The following is an 11,456-nucleotide window of genomic DNA, read 5'->3' as shown; positions in this document are numbered from 1 at the left end:
GGTCATGACCAGGATTTATGTGTTCCCGGGACAGGGCTCGCAGGCGGTGGGCATGGGCGCGGAGCTGTTCCGAGCCTTCCCCCACGAGGTGGCCTTCGCGGACGCCATCCTCGGCTACTCCATCGAGGAGCTGTGTCTGGAGGACTCCCAGAAGCGGCTGAACCGGACGGAGTTCACTCAGCCCGCGCTCTTCGTGGTGAACGCGCTGTCGTATCTGCGCGCCGTGGAGAAGGAGGGGGCGCGTCCGGACTTCGCGGTGGGGCACAGCCTGGGGGAGTACAACGCGCTGTTCGCGGCGGGGGCCTTCGACTTCATCACCGGCCTGCGTCTGGTGCAGCGACGAGGCCAGCTGATGGGGCGAGCGGATGGCGGGGTGATGGCCGCGGTGGTGGGGCTGCCCGAGGAGCAGGTGACGCGGTGTCTGCGCGACGTGGGGCAGGAGGAGATGGACATCGCCAGCCTGAACTCACCGGACCAGACGGTGGTCTCCGGAGCGGCGAGCGCCTTCGAGCGCGTGGAGGCGGCGCTGCTGTCCTCGGGCGCGCATCAGGTGGTGCGCTTGAAGGTCAGCGCGGCGTTCCACTCGCGCTACATGCGGAGCGCGGAGGAGGAGTTCGCGCGCTTCCTGTCGCAGTTCGAGTTCTCCTCACTCGACTTCCCCGTGGTCTCCAACCTCCACGCCACGCCCTACGCACCGGAGGCGATTCACGCCTGCCTCGCCGGGCAGATGAGCAAGGCGGTGCGGTGGACGGAGACCATCCAGTGGCTCGCGCGCCAGCCGGAGCCGAGGTTCGAGGAACTGGGCCCCGCCAAGGTCCTGACGCCGCTCATCCAGAGCATCCTGCGGCGGACGCCGACGGCCAGGGCTCGCACGGCTTGAGCAATGCTCAGGCGGCGCGGAGCTTGGAGAGCACCCGCGCCAGTCCCGTGGCCTCCCGGCCGAAGGGCGAGCCCACGGCGAGCACGGTGGACGCGGAGCCCGCGAGGTTCGCGGTGACCAGGTTCGCGAGGGTCCCCGATGGGGTGACGTCCACGTAGCGCGAGGGCCCCAGGGTCTCCACTTCGAGGATGGCGTCGCGGAAGCGCATCGGGTCCAGCGCCGCGCGCAGCAGGTGCGAGGCATCGGGGGCGAGGACCTGGCCCGCGGTGCGGCTGGAGAAGACCTTGATGCGCGGAGGCGAGAAGGGGACCTGGAGGAGCGCGGCGGACGCGCCCGCGGGCAGCGGCTCCACCCAGGGCGAGTGGAAGGGCTGGCGCACGGGGAGCAGGCTGTAGAGGAACTTCCGGGCGCGCAGGTGGGCCTCCACGTCCTCCATCCACATGTCGGGGACGGCGATGACGTAGTGCGTGGGGCCCAGGATGCCCGCGAGCGCCGAGCGGCGGGGGAGCACGGGGGACTCGTTGAACGTCGCGGGGTCCGCCATGAGGGCCATCATTCCGCCCGCGCGACAGCCTCGCTGAAGCGCGAGGGCCTGTTGCCCGAGGGCCGGGAGGACGTCGTCGAAGGTGCAGGCGCCCGCGATGGCGCACGCGGCGACCTCGCCCAGGCTCGCGCCCAGCACCGCGGAGGGGCGGATGCCGGCGTCGATGAGCGAGGCGGCCAGCGCGTACTCGTAGACGAAGATGGCCGGGTGGGTGAGCTCCAGGTCGTCGAAGTCCTCGCTGATGCGGTGCGGGGCTTCGTAGAGCTCGTGGAGGAACGAGCGCCCGGTGATTCGCCGGATGACCGCGTCGCCGCGCTCCATCCAGTGATGGAAGACGGGGTTCTGGCGGTAGAGCTCCTCGCCCATGCGGTAGAGCTGGGAGCCCTGTCCTCCGAAGAGAAAGACAATCTCGCCCGAGTCGATGCGCATGGTGCGTCCTCGTTCAGGTGACGGTTTCGTGGAGCCGGGTGACGACCCGGTTGGCACTCAGGAAGGCCTTGCCGCAGAGGGCGAGGAGCAGCAGCCCCTCCCACCAGGCGAAGCGCGGGAGGCCCCACTGCGAGCCCGCGGGCGACTCGGAGGCCCCCGTGAGGAGGTCCAGGGGCAGCGGGCCCTGCCAGGCCAGCCAGAAGGCCAGGAGCACCAGTCCGAGCACCACCGCGCCCACCTGGACCGCCCGCATGGTGGACAGGATGAGGAACTCCCCCTTGGTGAGGGAGGACTTGAAGCGAAGCCGCCCCAACTGCTCCACGCGGCGCAGGCTGGATGCGTGGGTGAGGGCCAGGCTCGCCTCCTCTCGGTGCCGGAGGATGGCGCCGCTGTGAATCATGGCGAGCACGGAGGGCCGGACGTTCCAGGCCTTCTTGCGCGCGCGCTTCCGGGCCCCCTTCTGGTAGCGCTTCATCTCGGACGGGTGGTCGAGCGTGGGCAGGAGCTTCTGGATGGCGATGTCCAGGGTGCCGAAGGCGCGGTTCATCCGGAGGAAGGACCAGTTCATGCTCATGCGGTAGCGGTGGAGCACGGGCTGCATGTAGTCGCCGAGCGCCTGGACGGACTTCTCGTGATGGGGGAGGTCGGGGACGAGCGTCTTGCGGTGCCAGGTGCGGAAGGCGTTGAGGAGCTCGGCTTGAATCGAGTCGATGCCCACGTTGGGCAGGTTCGCCGACGTGGAGAGCATGTTGAGGATGGCGGTCTCGAAGTCGCGCTCGGCGAGCGCCTTCATGTAGCCGTGGAACGAGTCGAGGAAGTCGATGTCGAGGCGGCCGACGGAGCCGAAGTCAATCAGACACACCTGGCTGTCTTTGAGCAGGACGATGTTCCCGGGGTGGAGGTCCCCGTGGAAGAGGTGCTCCTCGAACATCTGTCGGTAGAGGGATTGGAGCAGGGTGCGGCCGACCACCTCCAGGTCGACGTTGTTGTCGCGCTGCCAGCGCAGGACCTTCTCCGGGTCTGTCTCCTTGACGTGGAGCAGCTCGCTCATGAAGACGCCGGGGATGTATTCCAGGACGATGACGTTGGGGCGGCACCACTCGGTGAAGACCTGGGGGACGTAGATGTTCTCGTGTTTGCGCAGCTTCTTGCGGAAGGTGGCGAGCGCGGCGGCCTCGTAGCGGTAGTCGAGCTCCTCCTTCACGATGTCCTGGAGCTCCCACAGGGCGTCCTCCCAGTTGAACAGCTCGGAGGAGGGCAGGAGGCTCAAGGGGCCGAGCAGTGATTGGAAGAGGTCCAGGTCGCGCCAGAACATGGAGGGGGCATCGGGGCGCTGGAGCTTGACGGCGACCAGGTGTCCTCCCTGGCGCAGCCGGGCGATGTGGCACTGGCCGATGGAGGCCGCGGCGACGGGGACGGGGGAGAACTCGGAGAAGACGGACTCGAGGGGCCGGCCGAAGGCCTCCTCCAGGTAGCGCCGGGCGACGCCGGGGGGGAAGGCGGTGGCGCGGTCATGCAGGTCCGAGAGGGCGAGGCAGAACTCGGTGGGGAACAGGTCATTGCGCAGCGCGAGGAGCTGGCCGAGCTTGATGAAGACGCCGCCCAGGGCGTCCAGGGTGTTGCGGACGATGGCGCCTCGCTCCGCGGGGGAGGTGAGGACGGGGTTGGAGAGCTTGCCCCACATGGACATGAGGGACTTGAGGACCACGCGGCGGCGGCGCTCCATGTTGAGCGTCAGCTCGGCGATTTCGACGGAGTGGGGCAGCCGCTCACGAAGGGGCGTGGGGACGAGGTCCGGGTCGAGCAGCTTGAGCCGTGACACGCGCATCGGGTCATCGTACCGAAGGTGGTCGATGCTCCGAGAAAGGCGGACAGGCCCTGCGGGGGAGGACGTTCAATAGTCCACGGCGGAGCGAAGGGGCCGCTTGCTCCAGGTGCCGCAAGGCCTGTCTTGAAGACGTCGGGCGTCAGGGCGTGGTGGCCCGAGCCCCGGAACACTCGTAGGAGTAGACGACATCCGGGTAGGCAGACCGAGTGCCCGTGCGAGCCGGCGTGCGGTCACAGACACACAACTCGGTGCCCACCTCCGTGGTGTGGGACGCATCGCTGTAGAAGACGATGTAGTGGTCGGTGGCGCAGCGCAGGAGCGGGTCCTCGCGAGTGGCCAGCTCAGAGGGGGCTTCCGCTCCGCCGCAACCCAGTTGTGCCGCGACGAGGGCGAATCCCAGAATCAATCGTAGACGCATGGAACCTCCAGGAATGGGCTTCTTGAGGTGAGGACGGCGTCAGGATGATGCCACAGCGTCGGAGTCCCGCGCTGTCGATGTGCTGGTCTGGTTGTGATTAGGTGGGTGGGTCGTGGGGATGTCTGAGTCGATCAAGCCCCGAGTGGCTGGCTGTCGAGGGGGCGTCTGGCCAGACATGCGGCCTCTGGACCCGATGCGCAGGCGCCCGTGCGGAGTGAAGGCGCCTCCCGCCGTCAATGCGCTTGGGGGAGGGCTTCGTGTAGGATAGAACAGATGGGAGTCGTCCTGGGGGACAGGGGTACCGGTAAGGTCCGGATTTTACTGGGCACGAGTGGCGGAACAGGCAGACGCAGCGGACTTAAAATCCGCTGGCCCGTAAGGGTCGTCCGGGTTCGATTCCCGGCTCGTGCATTTCTAACTGGTTGAAACCACGAGACCTTTTCTCTGGTCTCTATCCATGTGCCCTCAGTGTGCCCCTTCCGTGCTGTTCCAGGATGCGCACCGCGTCCTTCTTCACGTCGGGACTGAGATGGGCGTAGCGCATGGTCAGCTCAATGGATGCATGACCCAGCAGCTCCTGGATGGCTTTGAGCGGCACGCCGCCCATGGCCAGATGGCTAGCGAAAGAGTGCCTCAGAACGTGCCACCCGATAGGCCGGAGTCCTGCTCTCTTGAAGGTCCGGAGTATGGCGTTCCTGCACGTGTCGTTCTTGAGATAAGCCCCCGTCGCGTCACTGAAGACGAACGGTCCACGAAGATGCCGATGCGCCTTGAGGACATTGAGGACAACGTCATTGAGAGGCACTTCCCTTGGGCGTCCCCCCTTTGGGCTGCCAAAGGTTCCTCGCCAGACGTTGCGCTTCACTATGATCCGGCCTGAGACGAGGTACATGGAGTCCCATTGAAGCGCAATGAGTTCTCCGCGCCGCATGCCTGTGTGGAGTGCTGTCACAAGCATTGCTCTCCACTCGGGCTCGGCGGCGGCGATCAGGCGCTCTGCTTCGTCTTGCGTGAGTGAGCAGAGATGGGGGCCGTCGCTGTTTGATGGTTTTGGTGGATCTGGCGCTGAAGGCACTCTGCTTGGATATGCAATTCAGGAGCGCGGGGAGGATAGGCTGGATGCATTTCTTCGCTACTTGCTCATTCATCTGACGTATTTTCGCCACGTCGTCTCCCATCCTGGTATGGATTTCATCTCATCGGTCCCACTGTCGGGGATGGTTTTGATGGGGGCCATCTCGCTTGAGAAAGACCCAGTGCTGAGACAGCAAAAAACGCGGGAGTATCTAAAGGATTTTGTGGAGAAGAGCCAACAAACACTGAAGCGCTAGAACTGGCGATGCACTAATTAGCCTCGAAATGCGAGGCGCAGTTTCTGCGGCGTCCCCTCTGTCTGCTCGATGAACCGGGCGAAGTCGCGGGCTTTCTGGGAGGCCCCGACTAGCTCGTCGGTGTGCTGGTACAGCTCCACCTCGACTTCGTCGGCGAGCTGCCCCTGTCGGTGGCACCGGCCGATGGCCTCGACTTCGAACAGGCAGCGCCCGAATCTCAGCGGCGAGTCGCGTCACAAGGACCGTTGACGTGTCAGCCCCCGCATCTGACGCGCCAAGAACGCGTGTTTTATGATGCTCCTGTCTCTTGAGTTACTCTTGACGCACGTATTGGTGCTTTGGCATGGCTGTTGCTGTAGTTTCCCGGCGCCCCCACAGGATTGAATCAACGAAAACATGTCTCTCGGGAGTTTCTGAAATCCTATTCCTCTTCTGATACGGATGGCGCGGGATGTGTTTCCGAACAAGAGTTTACGGAGGATGATTGATGAAGAAGATTCTGATGTATCTGGCCGCCGTGTTCGCGTTTTCCGTAGCTGTTCCCGCCTTCGCTGCCGATCCGCCCGACAAGTGCATCCCGCCGAAGGGAGCCCCCAGCCTTTGCGTAAGATTCTCAAACCCCGTGGGCGGAGTGGACGCCCCCGCTGTGTCCTGCCAAACCGATCCGACCAAAAAGAAGAATTACCCCTTCAAGATCTTCGCCCCTCCCAACGCCACCGGCCCCGTTGACTACACCCCTGCCAGCCTCCACATAGCGTGCCATAATGCGTGCATCGAGCAGTACAGACTCTGCGTTAAGAAGCCTGGCACCGAAGAGTCCGACTGCCAATCCCAGAAATTGGAATGCAAGGTCGTCAACTCGGAAGGCAAACTCAAGGCTCTGAACAAGTCCTGCAGTGTGTCTGGTGGCCCGCCGCCGAAGCCTCATAGCTGCTCGCCCCGCCGAAGCCCCTCGCCGTACGTGCCTCCCCCGGGTCAGGAGCCGACCGACAAGGGATACGAGTGAAAGGAAGAATTAGCGTGTCGCCACGCTCTTAGACCGCTGCCCAGTCATAGTTCGCAACGCACAGCTTCTGCGGCGTGCCTTCCGTCTGCTCGATGAAGCGCGCGAAGTCGCGGGCCTTCTGGAAGGCCCCGACTAGCTCGTCGGTGTGCTGGTACAGCTCCACCTCCACTTCGTCGGCGAGCTGCCCTTGTCGGTGGCACCGGCCGATGGACTGTTCCCATGCGGCGCCATCGGCTGGCGGGTTCACGAACAGCATTCGCGAGAACATCGTCAGGTTCTTGCCCGTGCCGTGAGCCCGAAGCGAAGCGACGATGGAGCGCTTCCCACTCTCCCGGATGATGGTCGCCGACGCTTCCGGGCCTCCACCGAAGAACGGCACGCCCGCCCCCTTTGTGATGCGCTCGCCCAGCTCTGGGAACTCGACCCACACGATTCCCGGTTGCCCCTTGCGAAGCGCCCACCTTGCCGCGTCCTGCACAATCAAGTCGCTCAGCCACACGGCCTCGGTGACGTGCGCCACGCGCTTGTGAATCTCCCCCCAGGCGGGCCAGGACGCCGCGTGCCACGTCGGCAGGTGGGGACTGGTGAGCGCGAATCGCGGCACCACGAGCAACCCGGGCGAGTCCAGGTGCTCGGCGGGACGCTTGAGGCGCTCGCGCAGCTCCCGGTTGAACTCCTGTCGCCGCGAGAACCACCGAAGGATCAGCTCCGGGTCCTGCGGCACGCCCCCGACGTCCGGATAGCGCCAGCGGTGGAAGAAGCCGCTCGCGAGCTGCCGCGCGCACGTCACCCGTTGCAGCTCGTCCACGAACTCTTCGCCATCCGGCCGTTGCCCACCCAATGCCGCCTGGATGTGGGCGAGCAGTTCGTCGGGCACCTTGCCCGGGTCCCTGGTGCGAATGGTGAGGGACATGCTGACGGCGCTCTCGTCAGTGGCCACGACGCCCGCGGTTGCGTTGCGCCACCGTCGATAGGCATCACGCACCCGACGGCGCTCGCGCTCGACCTCGCTCTCCCCTTCGAGTGACTCCAGCGGATGGGCAGGGTCTACGAGCTTGAGCAGCTCTCCAGGTGGCGCGACGACATGCCCCGGGTCCAGCGCCGAAGCCCACTCCTCGACAACGTGGGGCTTGAGGGGGAGCGGGCTCCCGTTGCGCAGCGCGTACTCCGCGAGGTGGGCGTAGTCCTTGAGTGAGCGCGTCGCCAGCGTGCCCGACTGGGCCACGAGGCGCGTTTCGGGGTGTTCCTTCAGGTAGCGCAAGAAGCGGCCTGTTCGCGCGCTCTTCGGGTCCTTCAGCTTGTGGGCTTCGTCGCAGACGATGAGGTCCGGACGAATGCGCGTCAGGAGGTCGGTGCCTTCCTGGGTGGAGAACTTCTCGTAGCTGATGACGTGGAGCGCTGGCAGGCCAGGCCGGAACCACCTGCCGCCTGCGAGGTTGGGAAGCCGCCAGTGTCCGCCGTAGTAGTGCCAGTCCACTTCGACGATCTGCGCGCGGAGACTGGAGGGCAGGAGCAACACGGCCACCTTGCACTCGGGCATGACGAGCGGCAGCAGGAGGTCTGGAGTTACACCGGTCTCATTGAGTCCCGGCGGCTTCGTGGGTCAAGCCGCCGTTCGGTACCTCTTCTCATAGTTAGCCGGGGACTGGTAGCTGAGTGCGGAGTGTCTCCGTCGCAGGTTGTACCAGCCCTCGATGTACTGAAAGACAGCCATCCGTCCCTCTGAATGAGTCCGGAGGGTCCGGCGGTCGAGTAGTTCGCACTCCAAACTGGCGAAGAAGGACTCGCAGAGGGCGTTGTCGTACGCGTCACCGACGCTGCCCATGGAGGGACGCACGCCAGCTTGTGCGCAGCGCTGCCCGAAGCCCAGTGAGGTGTATTGGCACCCCTGGTCCGAATGATGAATGACGTCCCTGGGTTGGCGCTGGGCTATCGCCATGTCCAGCGCGGCGATGACGAGCTCCGCCTTCAGATTCGTGGCCATGGCCCACCCCACGACCTTGCGACTCCACACGTCGAGGACAACAGCCAGGTAGAGGAATCCCGCACACGTTGGGATGTAGGTGATGTCTGCCACCCACAATTCGTCGGGCCTGCTCGCCTCGAATCTTCGCTTCACCAGGTCCGCCGCGGGCCGCGCCACCTCATCTCTCCTCGTCGTCACGCAGCATGCCCGCCGGCTGACTCCCACCAGGCCAGCGGCCCGCATCAGGCGAGCCACTCGCCGCATCCCCACCTTCACCTGGTGCTCCTCGACCAGCTCCGCTCGCATTCGGGGCGCGCCATACGTGCTGTCCGACATCTGATGGATGCCACGGATGCTCTCGGTCAGCTGCTCATCCTCCACGGCCCTCTTCGAGGCAGGGCGTCCCTTCCAGGCGTAGTAGCCCGCCTCGGTGACACCCAGCACCCGGCACAGCGTCGCCACTGCATGCTCGGCCTGGTTCTCGCTCACGAATCGGAACGCTTCTTGGGCGTCCCGACGCCTTCCTGTGCGAACCAGGCCGCGGCTTTTGAGAGGATGTCCGCTCCTCCCGCAGCACCTTCACCTCGCGCCGCAGTCTCGCCAGTTCCTGCTTCTCGTCCGTCGTCAGCCCATCCTGGCGTGTGCCCTCGTCCACCTCGCCCTGACGCACCTAATTGCGCACCGTCGCGTCGGTGACCTGGAACTCCTCGGCCAGGCTCCTGGTTGTTCTCCCTGCCCTGGCCAGCTCGACAATCCTGGCCCGGAACTCCGGAGGGTATGGAGGCTTCGGTTTCGGCATCGTTGCGTCCTTCTCCCACAGTTGAACGGACTCAACGAAACTGACGCAACTCCACAGGCCAGCGCGTCAGCGAGCGCGGGGAGCTTGCTGGCCTTGCGGGCCTGCTCAACCTGCGCGAGCTGCTTCTCGTTCAGCTCGACGTGCGACCAGCGATAGCCGTTGAGGACCTTGCCGGGGAAGCCCACCTTCGCGGGAAGCTGCTTCGGGTAGACCTCGCACCGAATCAGGAGGTGCGTGCCCGCCTGCCGCTCGTCGACGAACTTCTTCAGCACGACGGGGTTGGCGAACTCGTACTCGTCGCCTCCGACGAGCGACATCAGGAACGACTTGAATCGCCCGCCGCCGCCCTTCTTCTGATCGCTGAGGTTCTCGACATAGTCGACGGTCTCACCCGCTCGACTGGGGGCCTCACCGCCCGCCAGCGGCGCGGACTCACGAACCTTCAGCTCAGAAATGGCGCTGTCTCCCTTGAAGCCTTCCTTGACGCGGATGACCGCGACTTCGAGCAGGTAGTTTCCGAAGCGCGGGTAGCGGCCACTCGTCGAGGGCTGGGCGGTGGCAATCTTCGTCAGTGCGTTGTTCATCTAGCTGGGGCTCTCGGCTTGGGTTGCGCCAGCGACGACATGCCGCGGCCCAATATAGAGTGTGCGATTTCCGAAAGTGACCCAGGAACAAGGCCAAAGTCGCCAATGCGTCCGGCGACAACCATATAGCCACTTTCTGACGCTTTACTTCTTCGGCTTTGCTCCGGCACAATATCCAATCAATGCTCACGAAAACGCCGGAGCGCAGTTCTACAATACGGGAGGAGAGATGAGGTCAAGGCAAATTGCGATTGCAACCTGCTGCCTGCTTGCTGGTGGGCTGGCTATTGCAGGATTCAAGGCTGACGCCCCTGTGGGGCTCGACATCGCGGGGCGTTCGGCTTATGCGACTATGGCGGGAGCTCGGAACTCGCCAGATGGAGCCCAGTTCATGCTGTGTGCCCTTCAGGGAACAACCAGCGGTCTACATGGCTACTGCACGGTTCGCGATGCAAATGGAATTCAGCGCAGATGCACGACGACGAACCAGCACTTATTGGAGGTAATTAAGTCAATCAAAGACACGAGCCATATCTACTTCACTTGGGACGAGAACGACACATGCACTAGAATTGAGGCCACCTTCTCGTCCGTCTATGGCCCGAAACTGTAATGCCGGGATGCCTGCACCTGCCAGCACGAGCGGTAGGTTTAGGTCACAAGGCGCAGATTCTGCGGCGTGCCTTCAGTCTGCTCGATGACGCGGGCGAAGTCGCGAGCCTTCTGGGCGGCCCCGATTAGTTCGTCGGTATGCTGATTCTGCTCCACTTCGCCTGCGAGTCCCCCTTGAAGCCTTCCTTGACGCGGATGACCGCGACTTCGAGCAGGTAGTTTCCGAATCGCGGGTAGCGGCCACTCGTCGAGGGCTGGGCGGTGGCAATCTTCGTCAGTGCGTTGTTCATCTGTACGTGGGGCTCTCTGCTTGGGTTGCGCCAGCGACGACGTGCCGTGGCCCCATGTAGATGGTGCGGATTCTGGGAGTGGCCCAAGGTCTCCGGGAACTAGTCAGCAGCCGTGTTTATGTGAAAATGCAGACAGTGAGCGAAAAGTTCGTTTGAGTTGAATTGCGCGAATATGCAAGCTCCGGCGCTATTCAAGTGGTCCAATACAGGAGACACCAAGAGAGCGGCATGCGCGCGATGCGTGTCGTTGGTGTATTCGGAGTGCTGCTGTTTTCCGGAGTTGCATTGGCAGGGGCAAGATACGATTCGGAGCTAAACATTGACTATGTAGGAATGACCGTCTACGGGTCCCTGCCTGGAGTCCGGCACTCAAGCGACAGCAACATGTTTCTCGGCTGTTCGATCACGGCTCTTCCAACTGGACTAACTGGCGTCTGCACGGCCAAGGCTACTGGGCACGCAGACATCAATTGTCGAACGGAGAATCAGTACTTGATAGAGGCCATCAAATCGATCACTGACTCCGGTCACTTGTCTTTCTCCTGGAATCACGCGGGAGAATGCACGGCCATCAATGTTGGCTTTCTGTCCTCCGTTGGTCCGAAGAAATAGCGTCCAGTCCCGTGTGGCCGTAGGGGATGGTCGTTTGGCATGAGCTGCGATCTGGGCTTTGGCAGGAATTGTCTTGTTCGGCGATCTTTGAGATTAGATCGACGTTGTCGTATGTGGTGTGCCAACGGGAGGATAATATGGAGCTGGTGCGTCCTGT

Annotated in this window: 9 protein-coding genes, 1 tRNA gene and 1 pseudogene; 4 read left to right on the top strand and 7 right to left on the bottom strand. The window is 63.9% G+C overall.

The features are described from left to right. Nucleotides 1–4 precede the first annotated feature (4 nt). The gene (gene fabD, locus MYSTI_RS26385) at nt 5–880 is read left to right on the top strand and encodes an ACP S-malonyltransferase (RefSeq protein ID WP_015350858.1); all 876 of its coding nucleotides are present in this window, start codon (nt 5–7) and stop codon (nt 878–880) included. A gap of 7 nt (nt 881–887) precedes the next feature. Here fabD and MYSTI_RS26380 read toward each other — a convergent pair whose 3' ends face one another. From MYSTI_RS26380 to MYSTI_RS26370, 3 genes are all read right to left on the bottom strand, one after another. Beyond that, complete coding sequence (locus MYSTI_RS26380) at nt 888–1,853, bottom strand: acyltransferase domain-containing protein (protein WP_015350857.1); 966 nt, start codon at nt 1,851–1,853, stop codon at nt 888–890. Between the two features lie 13 nt (nt 1,854–1,866). After that, nucleotides 1,867–3,681, bottom strand: coding sequence for an ABC1 kinase family protein (locus tag MYSTI_RS26375; protein WP_015350856.1), 1,815 nt, complete (start codon nt 3,679–3,681; stop codon nt 1,867–1,869). 139 nt (nt 3,682–3,820) lie between these two features. Continuing rightward, nucleotides 3,821–4,099, bottom strand: coding sequence for a hypothetical protein (locus MYSTI_RS26370; RefSeq protein ID WP_015350855.1), 279 nt, complete (start codon nt 4,097–4,099; stop codon nt 3,821–3,823). A gap of 325 nt (nt 4,100–4,424) precedes the next feature. Between MYSTI_RS26370 and MYSTI_RS26365 the strand changes: the two genes are divergently transcribed. Next, nucleotides 4,425–4,510 (top strand) — tRNA-Leu (locus tag MYSTI_RS26365). Nucleotides 4,511–4,550: 40 nt separating this feature from the next. Here the strand turns inward: MYSTI_RS26365 and MYSTI_RS41985 are convergent. Continuing rightward, complete coding sequence (locus tag MYSTI_RS41985) at nt 4,551–5,057, bottom strand: tyrosine-type recombinase/integrase (protein WP_015350854.1); 507 nt, start codon at nt 5,055–5,057, stop codon at nt 4,551–4,553. A 52-nt stretch (nt 5,058–5,109) separates the two neighbouring features. On the opposite strand from MYSTI_RS41985, the gene MYSTI_RS43290 reads away from it, so the two are divergent. After that, nucleotides 5,110–5,430 (top strand): hypothetical protein, encoded by a 321-nt coding sequence (locus MYSTI_RS43290; protein ID WP_144370151.1) that lies wholly within the window; start codon nt 5,110–5,112, stop codon nt 5,428–5,430. Between the two features lie 487 nt (nt 5,431–5,917). Beyond that, entirely contained in the window at nt 5,918–6,436 is a 519-nt protein-coding gene (locus MYSTI_RS43285) for a hypothetical protein (protein WP_015350853.1), read from the top strand. Between the two features lie 28 nt (nt 6,437–6,464). Here the strand turns inward: MYSTI_RS43285 and MYSTI_RS44855 are convergent, their stop codons facing one another. The 3 genes and pseudogenes from MYSTI_RS44855 to MYSTI_RS43925 all read right to left on the bottom strand — a co-directional run bounded on the left by MYSTI_RS44855 (nt 6,465) and on the right by MYSTI_RS43925 (nt 10,687). Further along, on the bottom strand, nt 6,465–7,976 hold the full coding sequence (locus tag MYSTI_RS44855; RefSeq protein ID WP_015350852.1) for a DEAD/DEAH box-containing ATP-dependent helicase: 1,512 nt from the start codon (nt 7,974–7,976) through the stop codon (nt 6,465–6,467). A gap of 63 nt (nt 7,977–8,039) precedes the next feature. After that, nucleotides 8,040–9,201: pseudogene (locus tag MYSTI_RS26350) on the bottom strand (IS3 family transposase). Between the two features lie 1,321 nt (nt 9,202–10,522). Then, nucleotides 10,523–10,687, bottom strand: a complete 165-nt coding sequence (locus tag MYSTI_RS43925) for a hypothetical protein (RefSeq protein ID WP_015350848.1) — start codon at nt 10,685–10,687, stop codon at nt 10,523–10,525. Nucleotides 10,688–11,456 lie beyond the last annotated feature (769 nt).

The sequence above is a fragment of the Myxococcus stipitatus DSM 14675 genome (genome assembly GCF_000331735.1).
GTDB classification, from domain to species: domain Bacteria; phylum Myxococcota; class Myxococcia; order Myxococcales; family Myxococcaceae; genus Myxococcus; species Myxococcus stipitatus.
This window is presented reverse-complemented; position numbering and strand designations above follow the sequence as displayed.